13 protein-coding genes are annotated in these 17,414 nt (G+C 58.6%); 4 read left to right on the top strand and 9 right to left on the bottom strand.

The features are described from left to right. Positions 1-2: 2 nt before the first annotated feature. Both AAFM46_RS04445 and AAFM46_RS04440 read left to right on the top strand, forming a co-directional pair. Complete coding sequence (locus AAFM46_RS04445; RefSeq protein ID WP_343319794.1) at positions 3-1,427, top strand: DUF58 domain-containing protein; 1,425 nt, start codon at positions 3-5, stop codon at positions 1,425-1,427. A gap of 29 nt (positions 1,428-1,456) precedes the next feature. Continuing rightward, positions 1,457-3,829, top strand: coding sequence for a DUF3488 and transglutaminase-like domain-containing protein (locus tag AAFM46_RS04440; protein ID WP_343319793.1), 2,373 nt, complete (start codon positions 1,457-1,459; stop codon positions 3,827-3,829). 82 nt (positions 3,830-3,911) lie between these two features. Here AAFM46_RS04440 and AAFM46_RS04435 read toward each other — a convergent pair whose 3' ends face one another. Further along, positions 3,912-5,408, bottom strand: coding sequence for an NAD-dependent succinate-semialdehyde dehydrogenase (locus AAFM46_RS04435; RefSeq protein WP_343319791.1), 1,497 nt, complete (start codon positions 5,406-5,408; stop codon positions 3,912-3,914). A gap of 322 nt (positions 5,409-5,730) precedes the next feature. Then, entirely contained in the window at positions 5,731-6,669 is a 939-nt protein-coding gene (gene rsmI / locus AAFM46_RS04430) for a 16S rRNA (cytidine(1402)-2'-O)-methyltransferase (RefSeq protein ID WP_283530406.1), read from the bottom strand. A 55-nt stretch (positions 6,670-6,724) separates the two neighbouring features. On the opposite strand from rsmI, the gene AAFM46_RS04425 reads away from it, so the two are divergent. Then, entirely contained in the window at positions 6,725-8,473 is a 1,749-nt protein-coding gene (locus AAFM46_RS04425) for a phospholipid carrier-dependent glycosyltransferase (protein ID WP_343319789.1), read from the top strand. Positions 8,474-8,534: 61 nt separating this feature from the next. Here the strand turns inward: AAFM46_RS04425 and AAFM46_RS04420 are convergent, their stop codons facing one another. The 4 genes from AAFM46_RS04420 to AAFM46_RS04405 form a co-directional block, all read right to left on the bottom strand. Further along, on the bottom strand, positions 8,535-9,344 hold the full coding sequence (locus tag AAFM46_RS04420; RefSeq protein WP_343319787.1) for a hypothetical protein: 810 nt from the start codon (positions 9,342-9,344) through the stop codon (positions 8,535-8,537). 10 nt (positions 9,345-9,354) lie between these two features. Then, entirely contained in the window at positions 9,355-10,524 is a 1,170-nt protein-coding gene (locus tag AAFM46_RS04415; RefSeq protein WP_343319786.1) for a TIGR01906 family membrane protein, read from the bottom strand. Positions 10,525-10,804: 280 nt separating this feature from the next. Beyond that, on the bottom strand, positions 10,805-11,668 hold the full coding sequence (locus AAFM46_RS04410; protein WP_283530413.1) for an SGNH/GDSL hydrolase family protein: 864 nt from the start codon (positions 11,666-11,668) through the stop codon (positions 10,805-10,807). 61 nt (positions 11,669-11,729) lie between these two features. After that, positions 11,730-12,722 (bottom strand): stage II sporulation protein M, encoded by a 993-nt coding sequence (locus tag AAFM46_RS04405; RefSeq protein ID WP_283530415.1) that lies wholly within the window; start codon positions 12,720-12,722, stop codon positions 11,730-11,732. 50 nt (positions 12,723-12,772) lie between these two features. On the opposite strand from AAFM46_RS04405, the gene AAFM46_RS04400 reads away from it, so the two are divergent. Continuing rightward, the gene (locus tag AAFM46_RS04400) at positions 12,773-13,573 is read left to right on the top strand and encodes an RDD family protein (protein ID WP_283530418.1); all 801 of its coding nucleotides are present in this window, start codon (positions 12,773-12,775) and stop codon (positions 13,571-13,573) included. Positions 13,574-13,610: 37 nt separating this feature from the next. Here the strand turns inward: AAFM46_RS04400 and AAFM46_RS04395 are convergent, their stop codons facing one another. From AAFM46_RS04395 to ahcY, 3 genes are all read right to left on the bottom strand, one after another. Next, positions 13,611-14,843, bottom strand: coding sequence for an Ig-like domain-containing protein (locus tag AAFM46_RS04395; protein WP_343319783.1), 1,233 nt, complete (start codon positions 14,841-14,843; stop codon positions 13,611-13,613). A 139-nt stretch (positions 14,844-14,982) separates the two neighbouring features. Beyond that, the gene (locus AAFM46_RS04390; RefSeq protein ID WP_343319781.1) at positions 14,983-15,798 is read right to left on the bottom strand and encodes an MBL fold metallo-hydrolase; all 816 of its coding nucleotides are present in this window, start codon (positions 15,796-15,798) and stop codon (positions 14,983-14,985) included. A gap of 72 nt (positions 15,799-15,870) precedes the next feature. Then, positions 15,871-17,364 (bottom strand): adenosylhomocysteinase, encoded by a 1,494-nt coding sequence (ahcY, locus tag AAFM46_RS04385; RefSeq protein ID WP_343319779.1) that lies wholly within the window; start codon positions 17,362-17,364, stop codon positions 15,871-15,873. Positions 17,365-17,414: the final 50 nt, after the last annotated feature.

Genomic DNA, 17,414 nt, shown 5'->3' with positions numbered 1-17,414 from the left:
AGGTGTTTTCGCTGCGTTTCTTCCGCCCCCGTGGCTGGCTGCTTCTTGGCTTTGGTGCACTGGCCTTGTTGCTGGCCGCTGTTCTGGGCCGTCGTGACCTCTTGAATATTTCTGGGTTTTGTTTTGCATTGCCGGTGCTTGCTTTGGCAGCACTGCACTTGAGTAGGCCCGGTTTCACAGTGAAGCGCACCCTTTACCCGGCACTGGGCCGTGTGGGTACCCCCGTTGACGTCGACTTGGACGTGCACGGACGCAGTCCGGGGGGCTCACGCACGCGTTTAGCGGAGGAATTGCCGTTTAGTTTCCGTGACACCCCAACCTTCAGCCACCCGGATCCTGTTGTCCCCAAAGGGTTGCTTAGTAGGTACCACTACACACTGCACCCGTCCCACCGCGGCGTGTTCACCATTGGTCCGCTGCGGGGTGATTTCGCCGACCCTTTTGATGTGGCGCTTCTGCCCCGGATGTTGGACGCGGGCATAGCGCTCACGATTGCCCCGGCGGCTGTGGAACTGCCCACGATTTCCATCACCGATGGCAGTGGCCAGGATGGTTCACGGAGCACCATTGAACGTGCTCACGCCAGCTACGATGACGCCCTGATGCGCGAATACCGCCACGGCGACTCTCTGCGGCGCGTGCACTGGCCAGTCACGGCCAGACAAGGCAAGTTGATGGTGCGTGCAGAAGAATCCGTCACCACCCCCGAAGCGGTTCTGCTCCTTGACCGCCAGGCCCTCGCTTTTGAGAGCAACAACAGAGCCACAGGGCTATCCCAGACGGGGCTGCCACAGATGGCTGGGCGCAGCACAGTGGTCCTGCCCCAGCTACTAACGTCGGTGACTTTTGAGCGCGCCGTTATCGCCTCACTCTCTGTTGCCTCACACTTATTGGAACGCAATTACGCACTGCGCATTCTTGATCAGGAGGGTATGCCCGGGTTTGCTTCCTCCGCCTCTGCCGTATCCCCTGACCGTGAAGAATTCAACGGGATGGACGGCATTTTGGATGTTGCCACCGCGCTGGCGGCCTTGGAACTTGCCGAACCTGCGCCAACAAGCGCGTCGTCCCCTTCAGCCCAGTTCGCGGCGGCCCAGCAGGCTGGGGCAGTGGGCGCACGGGCCGGGCGCATCCCCTACGGCGATGCGCTAGTTCACAAGCTGCGCCAGGGCAGAAAAAGTGGACCGTTGGTGGCCGTGACGGGTTTGCTGGAAAAGACGGATGCCCTGTTGCTGGCAGGGTTGGCTGAATCCTCACAAAGCGCCCACGCCATTGTGGTGTGCCAGGACGCTGAGCAGGTGCACGACGCTGTGGATGTTTTGCGTGCTGCCGGCTGGCAGGTTGCCACCCTGACTCCGGATAAATCCCTGCTGCAGACGTGGCTGGAGCTGGATCAGCATTCTCCGGGGACACGGAGGTTTTCGTGAGCGGGACTCTCCAAGACAGGAGCCCTTCCATGCCAGAGTACGACGGCGGCGGGCGGGCTGGAATCCACTCGGCACGAGGAATCCTGCGCGAGCCCCGGACGGGATCTGCGCGCTGGGTGTTGGCTGTGGCGGTATTTGGCGCCGTGATGGGTGCGGCGCTGGCTTTGGACGGGGTGCTGCTGAACCTGCGGTGGCTGCCGCAGGCCGCTTTCGTGGTTGGCGGGACGTTATTGATTCCGGCACTCTTACGCAAGTATCCGGTGCTGGGCCCCTACGCACCGTTGGGGGCGTTGGCCGGCTGGTTCATGTCCCTGACGCTTATCTTCTTCCCAACAACTGCTGTGTTGGGGGTGTTCCCAACAACGAACACCGTGAAGGCAGCACTTCAGTTGGCTTCTGAATCCTCCACAGTAATCACAACCCACAACACGCCGGTTCCTGCCGTGGTGCCAATCGTTTTTTTGATCTGCGCCGGTTTGGGCTTTGCCGCGCTTCTGATCGATACACTTGCCATCACTGTGGCCATGCCTGCGACCAGCTCGTTGGGGCTGGTCCTGATTCTGCTTCCTGCGGCGCTGACAACAAAAACTGGTATTGGGACCATGGGTTTTATTGGGGCCGGAACTGGATTCTTACTGATTTTGGGGTGTTGCCGCTGGTATGCGCCGGAGGGAAAATTAAGGACGGGGACCGCCTCGATTGCCAGCGGAACACTGTCCAAGGCTGCCGTTTTGGGTGGGGCAGTGGTACTCCTTATGAGCTTTGGGACTGCTCTCATTCCTGGGTTCGCCGAAGGATCTTTTCCGCAGGGTTCACGGGTTGACGGGACCGGCGGAACTACTCGGCTCGATCCAATGATTTCATTGGGCGAAGATCTACGCTCCCAGTCCACACAGGTTAGTTTGACTTACTTAAGCAACACCGACGCACCCGAGTATCTGCGGTTGAGCACTCTGGAAGACTTTACGGGGAAGGCGTGGGAGCCCTCGGAGTTCCCCGACGGACTTGAGGCCACTCTTTCGGACCTGGCCCCAGCATTAGGGCCTTCTCCTGCCATCCCTGTGAGCAAAACGGTGACGAAGATTTCAATTGCAAGCCTGGCCGGTGACTGGCTGCCCACACCATTTTCTGCCACAGAGGTTCAGGAGCTCAGTGGAAAATGGTTGTGGAACCCGTCAACGCAAACATTCAAAGCCCAAGGTTCCTCAACCTCCGAGCAGGTTTACTTGGTACGCAGTGAGATGCCTGCGCTGACTCCCGCTTTACTAAACGCCGCGACAGAAACCCCCAGCGCCGAATTGGACCCGATTTATACGCAGCTGCCACGGAACGTGCCCAAACTGCTCTCCAGCACCGCTTTCACGGTGGCCGGTTCGGCGGCCACCCCGTACGCCAAAGCCATGGCCCTGCAAGACTTCCTGCGGGCCGGTGATTTCACCTACAGTTTGAGCACTCCCGTTGCTGAAGACTATGACGGCTCAGGCATGGAGGTCCTCGCCAAGTTCCTGGAGGCCAAGGCGGGATACTGCGTGCATTTCTCCGCAGCTATGGCCGTCATGGCACGTGAGCTGGGGATCCCTTCACGAATTGCTGTGGGATATGCTCCCGGGACCAGAACTGCCAGCGTCAGCGAGTTCGACGGCCAGAAACTGTTGGGTTATGAGGCCACCGGAGCGGACGCCCACGCCTGGCCCGAACTCTATTTTGAGGGTCTGGGCTGGGTCCCCTTTGAACCGACTCCGTCCCGTGGCAACGTACCGGCCTATGCCCAGGAGGAGAGCGCCCCGGGTACATCGGCTGTTGACCCGGCCATTCCCACTGAGGAAGCGGTCAACCCGAGCGCCTCACAAATCCCAAGCAAAGCTCCCACAGCAACCAGTGGCTCTTCCGCTGCCAACGATGGCCTCGGTCAATGGTTGCAAGCGGCTGGGTTTCTTTTGGTGATCCTCCTCCTGCTGGCGGTGCCTGCCTTAGCTCGTCTAGTTCTCCGACGACGGCGGTTGGCCCAAGTACGCGGGACTGGTTCCGGTACTGCACTAAGGTCTGGAGCATCAGCGGAGGTTCTTGCGTGGCGTGAATTGCTGGCTGCGGCAGTTGATTTTGGCTACAAGGGGGATCCGGCGCTGACACCTGCCCTGCATGCGGCACATATTTCCAAGCTGTTGGGTTCCCCCACCCCCGCTGGACTCGCCCTGGTCCTGCACGCATATGAACAAAGTGTTTACGGCCACGATTCTGCGCAATCCGCCGGTGCAGCGATCATCGGCCGCGATGATCTGGCAGATGCTGTGGAGGCCCTCCTTGAGGCGTTGCGTACTAACGCCACGCTTGGGGGACGAGTTCGCGCAGTGGTGATCCCGGCGTCGCTCATCCACCGCCCCTATCAACGCTCGCTCACTTAACGTCGTAAAAAGCAGAACGCTCCTTCAGCAACTGAAGGAGCGTTCTGTAAAACCCAGCATAAACTGCAGGAGGGTCGAGGGGTTAGAGCTTGTTCGGGTTCGGGAAGCCGATGTACTGCGTGTACTGGTACTCCTCGATTCCCTCCGTGCTTCCTTCACGGCCAAGGCCGGACTGCTTGACGCCGCCAAACGGCGCCGCGGCGTTGGAGATGACGCCAGCGTTTAGACCCATCATCCCGGTCTCAATCCGGTTAGCCATGCGGAGTCCGCGATTATGATCCTTGGTGAACACGTACGCGACAAGCCCATATTCGGTGGCATTGGCCAAAGCTACTGCCTCATCCTCGTTCTTGAAAGTGACAATCGGGGCCACCGGGCCGAAAATTTCTTCGGTCAGGATGCTCGAACTAGGTGATACACCCTGCAGGACGGTGGGCTGGTAGAAGTAACCTGCTCCATCAACCGGCGCACCGCCCACAAGCGCTGTAGCGCCCTGGGCCACCGCGTCACTGACCAAGGAGTGAACCTTGTCCCGACTCTTGGCATCAATGAGCGGGCCAAGCGTGGTGGCAGACTCTGTGCCGCGGCCAATGGTCATGGCAGTCATCTTCGCGGCGAACTTCTTCGCGAATTCACCAGCAATGGACTCGTGCACCAGGAAACGGTTGGCCGCTGTGCAGGCCTCGCCCATGTTGCGCATCTTGGCAGCCATTGCTCCCTCAACTGCGGCATCTAGGTCGGCATCCTCGAAGACCACGAAAGGTGCGTTGCCGCCCAATTCCATAGAGGTGCGCAAAACGTTGGTTGATGCATCCGCCAGTAGGCGCTTACCTACCGGGGTGGAGCCTGTAAAGGAGAGCTTGCGTAGGCGTGAATCCTTGATCAGCGGGCCCGTGACACCCCCGGCGTCGGAGGTGGAGATCACGTTCAGCACTCCTGCTGGCAGGCCAGCATCACTGAGCACCTGAGCAAAAAGCAGGCTCGTCAACGGAGTCAGGTTGGCGGGTTTGAGCACCATTGTGCAACCGGCAGCGATCGCCGGGGCGATCTTGCGGGTCGCCATGGCCAGCGGAAAGTTCCATGGCGTGATCAGCAGGCACGGGCCAACAGGCTTTTTTTGCACCAGGATCTGCTGTGTGCCCTCGGGGTTGCCGGAGTATCGGCCAAAGGAGCGCACAGCCTCCTCGGAGAACCAACGCAAAAATTCGGCGCCGTACTTCACTTCGCCTTGAGCCTCAGCCAGCGGCTTGCCCATTTCCAACGTCATCAGGAGCGCAAAGTCATCAGCGCGCTCCATCACCAGGTCAAAGGCGCGGCGCAGAATTTCTCCACGCTCGCGAGGGGCTGTGGCTGCCCAGTCATCCTGGGCGGCAACGGCTGCATCCAGAGCGGCAGCGCCATCCTCCGCAGAGGCGTCAGCAATTTCAAGGAGCACCTTGCCGGTGGCAGGATCCTCGACCTTGAAGGTTTTGCCCGAAGCTGCGCTGCGCCACTGACCATTGATCAGCAATCCAGTCGGAACACTTGCCAGCAAGGTGCTTTCGCGCTCATTGAGGTCGGTGGCAGTTTTCGCAGTCATAGGGACTCCTTTGTCAGGTGCTTGTCATGTACTTGTCTTGTGCTTGTCATGTGCTTGTCTTGTGCCGCTGCCATGGAGCTTGCCCGCCGCGTAGATCCAGCTGACTTAGTAGATCCAGCTGGCTCATCCGGTGAAGTTTTGCTGTTTTCCATGGCCGTGCGGCGCAGAATGCGGCTTTTAGCTCACGCTAGTTCCCGTTACCCAAAAATGTCTACGCTTACACGCACTGCAGACGGGAGTTTTGCTGTGCAACTGCACAAAGCGGCCGCACCCTGCGTGCAAGTGCTACCGGCATCGCTAACCCCGGTTCCGCCGTCGCCCGCTATTTGCCACGTGCTGCCAGCACGGCGCTGTACAGCTCGCGTTTACTGACGTGTTCGTCATGGGCGATCACCGCAACAGCTTCCTTGAGCCGCATCCCTTGCGCAATGAGAGCATTCACGGCTGCCACCTGCTGCTCGGGTGTGATCGGGTCTGAGTCGGGTGCACCCCCAACCACAATGGCAATTTCGCCACGGATCTGGGTGGTTTCGGCCCATTCAAGCAACCCCGACAGCGGCTTGCGGATAACCTCTTCGTACGTTTTGGTCATTTCGCGACAAACAGCTCCGTGCCGTGCGGGACCAAATGCCGTGTGCAGCGCACGCAGCATTGCTTCAAGGCGGTGCGGTGCTTCGAAGAAGACCATGGTGCGTTTTTCAACGGCCAGATCGTGCAATCTGCTGGCGCGTTCACCGGATTTACGCGGCAGGAAACCCTCAAAACAAAACCTGTCAGTGGGCAACCCGGACAATGCCAACGCCGTCAGCACAGCCGACGGTCCGGGTGCGGCGGTGACTTTGACACCCGCTTCAACCGCCGCACTGACAAGCCGGAACCCCGGATCGGACACTGATGGCATGCCGGCGTCGGTGACCATGACAAGGGTTTTTCCACTTTGCACCTGGGTCAGGAGCTCACCGGTCTTAGTGGCTTCGTTGTGTTCGTGATAGCTGATGATCTGCCCGCCAACCTTGATACCCAAGCTTGTCACCAGACGGTGCAGCCGGCGGGTGTCCTCAGCCGCAACAATGTCAGCGCCTTCCAACCACGCGATGAGACGGGCGGAAGCGTCCCCCATGTTTCCAATGGGCGTTGCTGCCAGCACAATGTAACCCTCCCCCGGCTTGGCAGTTGGGGCAAGACTTGAGTCAAGGGGTTCATCGGCTTGTTCAGCGGCCTGTTCTGCGGTGTCGAGCTCGGTGCCAAAGTCATCTTCCATAACACCAGCGTAGTGGGCTGCGGCAGTGAGAGCCCACTTAGGTAGCATTGGCTGGGTGCACCCCGATTCTGTTCTACCCCAACGCCTCGATGCGAGCAACCACGTACCCAAAGGCCCAAACGCATCCCGCTCAAGCGCCCCCAAGCATGCATCCAAAGGCTCTGACCGGGCCACCGGTTGGGCGCCGCAGCAGGATGCACGTCGGAGCTGGATCCAAGATCCGGGCGTTGCCTTCAGCCGCTCAAGCTTGCGTGCCAGACTTCTCGGGGTTCGCTGGGCCACCCCTCCCGGCATGCGCCTGTGGTTTTGGCTTGCCCCCGCACTGACCGCCCTCATTGGCGGCGTCCTGCGATTCGTGCGCCTGGGCCAACCACCGTCACTGGTTTTTGACGAGACTTACTATGTCAAGGACGCCTACAGCTATCTGCAAAGTGGCTACGAACGCAATTGGGCGGAAAAAGCCAACGATCTGTTCAATCAGGGTATTTTCTCCAGCATAGAAAGCACCGCCGAATACGTTGTACACCCTCCCGTGGGCAAATGGATGATTGCCTTTGGAATGTGGATTTTCGGTCCGGATAACACTTTCGGTTGGCGATTCACGGCAGCACTTGTGGGAACCATCTCCATCTTTATTCTTGCTCTCATCGCCCAAAAAATGTTCCGCTCAAGCATTCTTGGGGCTATGGCAGGCCTTCTCTTTGCCATCGACGGGCACGCCATCGTCTTGTCCCGGACCTCACTGCTTGATATTTTCGTCATGTTCTTTGCCCTTCTGGGCTTTGGCGCGCTTTTGTTGGATAGGGATGACGGACGACGCCGGCTGGCAGCCAAGCTGGCCTCCCTCACCGGTGCTGATGGCCTGATCCCGGCGAAGAAATTGCTGTACGGACCCTTGCTGGGCATCCGGTGGTGGCGTCTGGCTGCCGGAGTGTCGCTGGGTTTATGTATTGGCACCAAGTGGTCAGGGCTTTTCTTCCTCGCTGCTTTTGGGCTTATGAGCGTCATTTGGGACATGAACGCCCGCCGTATTGCTGGCATCAAGTACTGGGTACTAGGAGCTGTCTGGAAAGATGGCATTTTCGCCTTCATCAGCATGGTGCCCGTAGCAGCTCTCACGTATCTGGCCACATGGACGGGTTGGTTCATGTCCAAGGATGCCTACGACAGGAACTGGGCTGCGGAAAATCCGGCTGGTCCGTGGGGTTGGATCCCGGACTCCCTGCGCTCCTTGTGGCACTATCACTCGACGGCGTATAACTTCCACACCGGGCTGGGCTCAGATCATCCGTACAAAGCCAACGCCTGGTCCTGGCTAGTGATGGGCAGGCCAACCTCGTTCTACGTCCAGAATTATGAGAACGGAGAAGCCGGCTGCGCGGTGGATAAGTGCACAGCCGCCATCACAAGTATTGGCAACCCGCTCATCTGGTGGGGTGGCTCCCTGGCCATCCTCTTTCTCATCGGCGTGTGGGTTGCCAAACGTGACTGGCGCGCCGGAGCCATTCTGCTAGGTTTCGCAGCGGGATTCCTGCCATGGATTTTTTATCCGCTACGCACCATCTTTTTCTTCTACGCCATCGCCTATGAACCATTCATGATTTTAGCGATCGTCATGGTCTTGGGAATGGTGATGGGCAAGGTTGGGGACCCTCCGTGGCGTCGCGCGCAGGGTGCCGTCATTGTTGCCATCTTCATTGTTCTTGCCGTGGCTGTCAGTGCTTTCTTCTACCCCATTTGGGCCGGTGAAATCATTCCCCAAGAGTATTGGCGCCAACACATGTGGCTTCCCAGCTGGATCTAACTGGACCGAACTGGATCTAGCCGTATCCAGCAGGGTCCAGCAGGGTCCAGCAGGGAGCTGGCTACCGCGGGTCGAGGCGTGGCAGGCAATGATGAAGCATGCCAAGTTCCGCCGCCATGGCCTGCGCGGAAAGTTCCGGGCTGATAGTGCCTTGCATCCGCAAAATATCGATGGCCTTGTGTAGGTCAGCGCGGAGTGATTCCTGAGCTGTTTGTGGCAGCGAGGCAACAGCCACACGCATGTTTTCGGTCCAGATAAAGTCACTTTCCAGGGACTGCGGGGCACGCTTTGCGAACGGTCCAGGTGACTCATGTAAGTCATTGGAGAGAAAGTTGATCAGGACTGCTAAGACGATGGTAAGGATTGTTGGAACCAACCAAATTTCCCAAGCGGGAGGCTGTTGACGTACTCCAATTGTCAGTATTCCAGCCAGGGTCAGCACGCCAAGAATGATGGTTCCCCCCGCAATACTTTTATCATCAGCACCACCGACACCATTGCGCAACGCACGCCGAAGAAGTGTTCCCAGCTGGACTAGGGTGCTCACGATCATGGCCACACCTGCGACGGGAATTGCCTGCGCCCCGTCAACGTCCTCTACGCCGAAAGGATCCCCCGCAAGCGTCGCAAGGCCCCAAATCGGTGCCCACATGATGGCAAGACCAATAAGGCACGAAATGGCAATGACCAGTCCGGAGACGATCCCAAACGCTCGCCCCTGCATCCGTACCTCATCCGCCGCAGGCCCCAGAAGCGAAAGAACTGCCCGATGCTCACGGAAAACGTGCGCTTCAAGTTCATCCCAATGGATTCGAGCCCCTCGCGGAAGCTCCCGAACCCAGTCAACGGCGCTGAGCGCACCCCGGCTCATATCCCTGGCCCTAGACTGAGCGCCGGCCCGGCCGTTGGGCCGCACCCACGGCTAAGCGGCGGTCCTTGGTGGGCCAGGTGAAAGCCAAGGTCAAAGAGGAGACAACCAGAACAAATACTCCGATAAATATGCCCGCGTCCATCCAGAACTGGCTTGGGAACAATCGGATCAATGTGTCATCGGTATAGAAAGTCCAGGTGCCGTCGGCAAAGAATATTCGGTGGAACTCTGTGAAGAACTGTTCCCAACCGGTCACAGCAAGTACACCCAGAGCCAGTATCAAGGCCAGCGTTGCAATGGAGCCGGCAAACAGGGCACGCCGAATCCCGCCAACACTGCGTCCGGCAAGGTACACCATGCCGATGATCATGATCACCGCCAGGACAAGACCGGCCAAGAACGCCATGACAATGACACCCTTGACATCGGCCATATGGCCAACCTCTCTTGTCAGGAACAAGGGATTGCCAAGGTTATTGACAAGGTCACCCAAGTACCGCGGTGGGGAAAAATTAAGCAAATAATCGATGGTGTAGGAACCGTAGGTCATCCGGTCCTCAGTGCTGAAACCAAAAGAATCGGCAGGGAAACCCGGGCGGTGATACTCAACCCAGAGAAAGACTGAGGAGGTGACCAACCGTATTGAGAGAACAAGCAAAACGATCGGATAAAACACCGCGATCAACACCTGAAAAACGCGTGTCAACACCGGTTTGGTGTTGGCGGCCCTATCCATGGCGGCCTGTCGCTTGGCCATCTCCTGCGTCCGCGTACGCGCCGTGGTCATGCTGTTGGGGGCTGCCTCGAGGTCAGCACTTGTATCCACCTCGTTGCTGTCCTGTGTCAGGTCCGCGGCAATCTCGTCATCACTGGGTAACCGCGGTAGCCTACCAGCCGCCCGCATGGGCTCGGCCGCGTCGTCGACCCTGATCTTGGTACTGGAAGCACGTGAGGATGAGGAGCCCGAATCCGGTAACGAAGCTGCTCGGCGCGGACCGCCCTTTTGCGTGACAATAGAAGGCCCAGCTGTCGCAGCGGTATCAGCCACGGCCGCTGTTTCAGCAGTCCCTGTGGCATCCGCTATTTCCACCTTGCTGGCAGGTTCGCCAACACGCTCCGACGGAGTCGTTTTCGGTGCAGCGTTGTGGGCTGAGTCCTGGGGCTTTGAATTCTCGGTCACAAGTCGAAAGGATACCGGCCGGGCCGCACGTCGTGGCACTGCCACCCCGCGTCGATGCCAAAATGTCACCAGATGTCCAGTTCAAGCACAGCAAATCAGCGTGCTTTGGGTGGGACCTTGCCTTGGAGCCCGCCGGCTCCCATGTTGTTGCATCCCAGTTGTTGCATCCCAGTTGTTGCATCACACAGTCGTTTCATCACACACCGTGCCCGCTGAGGAGTGGGGAGATCCGTCCCAGGCGTCAAGAAAGTTTGTTCCCCGCGTTGGCGAGCCTGTTCCACTACACAGGCGGTTCTGACGGTGGCTCGTGGTCAATGCCCAACGGGATGGGACGTTTGGCTGAGAATCCGCTGCTCGGTGATTGGTGGCGGATACTGCCAATGACCCAGGGCATAAGATATTCGCGTGCCCAAAGCACATCGCCGGCACGGGCCTCGCGCCACCTTTTCTCCGGCAACGGCTTGGGCAGCAGCGGCATCAACGAATGTGGCACGTTGAGCGTTTCAAGCACCATGGCTGCCACCGCGTGATGTCCCAAGGAGGACGGGTGCAGCCGATCCCGGCTCCACATTCGTGGATCATGTAGCTCAGTCATGGCCCACAAGTCGGCAATCACGGCGTCGTAGTGTTTGGCAATACCACGCAAGTTCTCGTTATATACGGCGATCTTTGTGCGGAACTGTCCCAGTACCGTGGACCGACCCGAGTCAGGGCCAACAAATATAAGTACCTGCATACCCTGACCTTTTAAAAGTCCCACGGCTCCGGCCAAAATTTCTGCCAACTTATCGGGATCGGCGCCCGCATGCAAAAGGTCATTGCCACCAGCCTGAAGAGAAACCAGATCCGGTTTCAATGCCAATGCCTGGCCTATTTGAGAATCAAGAACCTCTTGAAGCACCTGCCCGCGAACTGCCAGGTTGGCGTAAGCGAATTCAGGTACTCCCACGCTGAGTTCTTCGGCCACACGATCAGCCCAACCCCGGTAATCACCTGGGCTGTTTGGCTGCGGATCATCAATCCCCTCGGTAAAGGAATCGCCAACGGCCACGAACCTTCTATAGGGGTGGGGCGGCAGATAAAGTTTAGGTGGCTGCTCTGTGGGCTGCCCATCCTCTTCACTTTTCGCTGCCTGAAGATCCATACACCCATACTCCACCCAATTCGCAGTCTGTGGGAGGGGCCGGCGGGCAACAGCGCAAGTCTCAGACTGAGCGCACGGAGGCTCCGGCGTCGTCCGCGTCAAGGTCACCGCTCTCCCCCGCCCGCACAGCCCGGCCACCAAGGATCAGCGTGTAGGCCCAGTACGCGGCAAGGACCAGCGCGCCAATGGCGATTTTAGCCCAGACCGGCAGGGAGCTGGGGGTGACGTACGCTTCCACCAGGCCCGAGACAAACAGCACCAGCACCAGGCCCGCAGCAACCGTGATCAGCGAACGCCCCTCCTTCGCCAGCGAATCCAGCCTGGTCCGCGGGCCCGGACTCACCCAGGACCAAAAGATCCGCAGCCCGGCCGCGGCGGCGATAAAGATTGACGTCAGCTCCATCAACCCGTGCGGCAAAATATAGCTGAAGAACACATCCCCGCGGTCAAAGGCGAACATGACGCCCGCGCTCATGCCAATGCTCTGGGCGTTCATGAAAATTGAGTACGGGATGAAGACTCCGGTGATGCCAAACGCCACACACTGGGCGGCAATCCACGCATTGTTGGTCCACACGGCCCCCGCAAATGAGGCAGCGGGGTTCTCCGAGTAGTAGTTCACAAAGTCTTTATCAACCAACTGTTGAAGCTGGCGATCACTGCCCAAAGCCGCCATCACGCCAGGATTTCCCGCGGTCCACAGCGCAAACAGCGAGCCTATGAGGACAAAGACCGCACCAACGATCAGTGTCAGCCACCGCAGCCGGTAAAAAGCAGCTGGCAAGGAGATGACAAAAAAGCGGGCTGTATCTACGAAGAAGTTCGATTTTGCGCCCGTGAAACGAGTCCGCGCATTGGCCAGAGTGGCCGATAACGACGCCGACAGTGCGCTCTCCGCCGCCACCGAGCGGATCAGTGAAAGCTGAGCTGAGACGCTTTGGTAAAGCTCCAACAACTCCTCGGCCTCAGCACCGCTCAGGCGCCGTTTTCGGGCAAGCACTTTCAGGCGCTCCCACTGCGGGGCGTGCACTGTTGTATAGGCATCCATGTCCATCCGACCCAGCCTATCGCTCGCAGAGCCCACAGCGTGGATAGACTGTTTTTATGTCCGCAATTATCACCGGTGAAGCCGTTGTCCTCGAGCTTCGGCCCGCAACTTTTGCTGCCCGCTCCCTCGCCACGGCCATCGACGTTACGGTCACGCTCATAGTTGGTTTGGGGCTGGTGCTACTTCTTGGCGCGCTACCGTTTCTGGTTGATTTTGCCGCGCTCCGAGCAATCGTCTTGGTGCTGGTAGTGACCCTGCTTGTGATTGTGCCCATCACAGTTGAGACCCTCAGCCGCGGGAAGTCGCTGGGGAAGCTTGCCATGGGCCTGCGCATAGTGCGGGACGACGGCGGATCCATCCGTTTCCGTCATGCCATGATCCGTGCGCTTTTGGCTGTGTTGGAGATTTATATGACGCTAGGTTCACTCGCTTGCCTTGTGTCGCTTTTCAACGAAAAATCCAAACGCTTGGGCGACATGCTGGCCGGGACTTACGCCATCCGTGACCGTTCGCCAAAGACCGTGCCACTGCAAGTGGCGGTGGCACCTGAACTGGCTCAATGGGCAGCTCTATCAGATATTGGCCGCCTCCCCGACACGCTAGCGCGGCGTATCTCCATGTATCTAAGCCAGGGAGCGGCCATGGCTACCTCCTCACGCCATAGTCTTGGCGTGGAATTGGCGGAGGAGGCAAGCCGTTATGTGGCCCCGCTGCCGGCCCCGGGAACCGACCCAAGAGTCTTTTTATCGTCCTTGATTGCTGAGCGCCGGGACCGCGAATTTAAACGAATGACACTAGCTGCCCAGAGGGCAAGCACAGTGCGTGCCCGGCTACAACGCCACGGTGTGCGCCACTAGAACTGCGTGCCGGGAGGCTCACTTGAGCTTTTTGCGCTCAGCGAGAGGCGTACTGCTCAAATGGGATGTTCCAGTCTCCGAACCCGTCGGTAGGTGCAATAGTTTCATTCGGTGTGCCCACGGTGTGGACCAGGTCCCCGGCCCGCATGTTTTGGAACACCCAGCCTGCACCCTCAGCGGATAGGCCAATGCAGCCGTGTGAGAGGTTTGCAACCCCAAGATAGGGCATGGCGGATGCGGTGGCCTGGTGGATGAAAATACCACTCTTTGACAAGCGGGTGGCGAATTCAACATCGACTGAGCCGTAATCACCCGGGTCCCCTGGCTTCAAGCCAATGCTTGCAGCCTTGAAAGTTGCATACCTTTGTTTATCGGCTGTGATCACTATGTACCCGGAGGCTGAGGGGAATTCGGTATCACCCAAAGTAGCGCTAAAAGTCCGTGCAACCTGGTCATTGACCAGGATGCTCACGCTCATATTGGCTGCGTCAGCCTCCATCACCACCTTGTTGCCGATGTTGACGTTGTAGTTTTTGTTGAAGTTGGCGATCATCCCATTGCCAATGTCGATCCCCAGCAACTTCATATCAACATTGACTTGTGAGTTGGCGGGCCAATAATCGGCCGCACGGTAACGAACCATCTGATCCGTGTACCACCTAAAAGCCCCTACTTGGCCAGTGCTGGTGGTGATCTTAATAGCGTTCTCGACGGCTTCCTTGTTCGCCACCGGTTCGCTGAAATTGAATTCCAGCGGCTGCCCAACGCCCACCGTTGAGCCGGCTCCCGGATACAGGATCGCGTCGGCCTCGTGTGATGCAGGAACAGTGTTGAAGGTGCTCACTCGGTTGCTCTGATCGCCCTCCGGATTAACGACTGTAACGTCAAGGGTGTAAGCGGTGTCGAACTTAAGCGGAGTCTTTGAAGACCACTTGCTGCCGCTGGGATCTCGCTCCCCATCGATGACCTCACCGGTGGCGGTTTCCTTCAGGACAGCGTTATAAACTGTGCCGTTATCTACCACGGCCAAGACTTCCGAGACCGGGTTGACGAACGTTGCGTCCTTTTCAGGAGTCAGCACTACCGTGGCTGGTTCAGCCGCCACGGTAGGTGTGGGAGAGGCTTGGGCGCTTGTCGATGGCGCAGGAGCAGGAGCGCCCGTTGGTGTTGTACAACCAGCAACGCCCGTTGCAAGTCCAAAAACGACCAAGGAGACCAGCGCGATCCGCCACCCACGGCGGGGCGTCCGGCTCTCTTCCAACTCACCCATGCAAACTCCCCAATTCGGTGGACATATTCCACGATCGTCAACAGTGGCGCATGGCACGCCAGCTTCCATTTTACGCCATATTCTGACGGATCCGAGCCTATATCACCTACACGGGCCAGTCGCAGGGTGCAATTGCCGCCTACAGCCCCACTGTTCCGCCATTTTTGATGTAGTGCAATTGTGCTTCCACAGAGAGCCGCGCGGCGGGCTCCAGATTCGCCGGTATGTCCCCGTAAACTACTGCAGTTACCGCCTCAACTGAAGGCGTGCTCCCGTTTTCTTTAGCCAAATATTCGACGACGTTCCTCACCTGGGCAATCCGCTCACCCCTGTGGTTTTGATAGGCAAGAGCCGCCGCGGAGATATCAACCAAAACAGGTCCGTGCCCGGGCAGGCCTGCTACCGGGTTGCCTTCCGTGCCCTTTTCTTCGCCCCAGCTGCGCAACGTGGCGAGCGTGGTGAGGTAGTCCGCCAATGTTCCATCCGGGTAACAAATGACAGTGCTGGAGTTGCCAAGGATCGTGTCACCTGTGAGCACCATCTGCTCGGTCCGCTGGTCCGGGTGCGCTGGCTGATCCGGGTGCGCTGGCTGGTCCGGGAGCTGCGGCAACTCTGCGGAAATGGCGAAACACACTGAGTCGCTGGTGTGACCTGGGGTGGCGAGTACTTCAATGGTGAGGCCCGCCGCCTGGATGAGCTCGCCGTCGTACAAGGGTTCTGAATTGTGGCAAAACTCCGCGCGGGCCGCGCGCACGGGCGCTCCCGTGAGTTCGTGCAGGGCGGCACTTCCATCGGTGTGGTCGCCATGGTGATGGGTGATAAGAATCAGCTCTACCGCACCGGTTGCGGCCAGCTGGGCCAAGTGAGAGTCCAGGTGCGGGCCAGGATCAACTACCACCAAAGCGGCGGATTCGGGGGCGGAAAGCACGTAAGAGTTCGTCCCGTCGAGAGTCATAGGCCCAGGGTTCTCAGCCCTCCGCCGTCGCGCAAGAGTTCCAATATCTTCCCAGCGAGTGCTCATCAGTTCCTAGTATCGGTAGTGGTTGGGCTTGTACGGTCCGGCCGGATCCAGGTCCAGATACGCGGCTTGGTCCTCGCTTAGGACGCTCAGCTGCACACCCAGAGCGGCGAGGTGCAGTCGGGCAACCTTCTCGTCAAGGATCTTGGGCAGCACATAAACCTCTTTGGCATATTCGGAGGATTTAGACTTGGTAAAGATCTCAATCTGAGCCATGACCTGGTTGGTGAAGGAATTGCTCATGACGAACGATGGATGCCCGGTGGCATTGCCCAAGTTCAGCAAACGCCCCTCGGATAAGACAATAATTGAGCGCTCCGCGGCGGATCCTGCGGCGAAGACCCATTCATGGACTTGCGGTTTGATCTCTACTTTTTCGGCGCCGTCGAGCTTGGCCAGGCCTGACACGTCAATCTCATTATCGAAGTGGTCCACGTTGCCAACAATGGCCTTATTTTTCATTTTGAGCATGTCAGCAGCCATGATGATGTCTCTGCCGCCGGTTGTTGTGATAAAAATATCGCCGTGGGTCAGCACCGTGGCCAGGGTTGTGACTTGGTAACCATCCATGGCCGCTTGCAGGGCGCAGATGGGATCGATTTCTGTGACGATGACCCGAGCGCCCTGTCCACGAAGCGCCTCGGCTGCCCCCTTGCCAACGTCACCGTAGCCGCAAACGACGGCCACTTTTCCTCCAATAAGCACATCCGTTGCACGCATGATCCCATCAGGCAAGGAATGCCGAATCCCATACTTGTTATCGAATTTCGACTTTGTCACCGAGTCATTGACATTGATGGCCGGGAAAAGCAGTTTGCCTTCGGCCGCGAGCTGATACAGCCTGTGAACGCCCGTGGTAGTTTCTTCGGTGACCCCGTGGATCTCCGCGGCAATACGTGTCCATTTCAGCGGGTCGCCAGCGAGGCTCTCACGCAGAACCGAGAGGAACACAGCGCCTTCTTCAGACTCTTCCGCTGACGTAGGCGGAACTTTTCCGGCTGCCTCGAATGCGGCGCCCTTATGGACAAGCATGGTGGCGTCTCCGCCGTCGTCAAGGATCATATTCGCACCCTTGGAGGGGTCAGCGTCCGCTCCAGGCCAGGTCAGAATCTGCTCAGCAGTCCACCAATACTCGGCCAAAGTCTCGCCTTTCCAGGCGAAGACCGGGACCCCTGTTGGACGCTGGGGACTGCCGCCGCCCACAACTACTGCGGCGGCCGCTTCATCCTGGGTGGAGAAGATATTGCAGGAGGCCCAGCGAACCTCGGCGCCCAGGGCCGTCAACGTTTCAATGAGCACAGCTGTTTGTACGGTCATATGCAAGGAGCCGGCAATGCGGGCACCGTGCAGTGGCAAGGTGTCCTTGTATTCCTCGCGCAGGCTCATCAGACCGGGCATTTCAAACTCCGCTAGGCGAATTTGGTGGCGGCCAGCGGCGGCTAGAAAAAGGTCTGCCACCTTGTATTCGGAAGGCGTCAGTGGCACTGGTTCAGAGGCGCTCATGCGGAATGTCCTTTACGGGTCGAAGTCCGGCAATCAGGGTGCGCTGAGGA

The sequence above is a fragment of the Arthrobacter sp. TMP15 genome (assembly GCF_039529835.1).
GTDB lineage: Bacteria > Actinomycetota > Actinomycetes > Actinomycetales > Micrococcaceae > Specibacter.
Note: the sequence above shows the minus strand (reverse complement) of the source record. Positions and strands in the feature narration are given on the sequence as shown.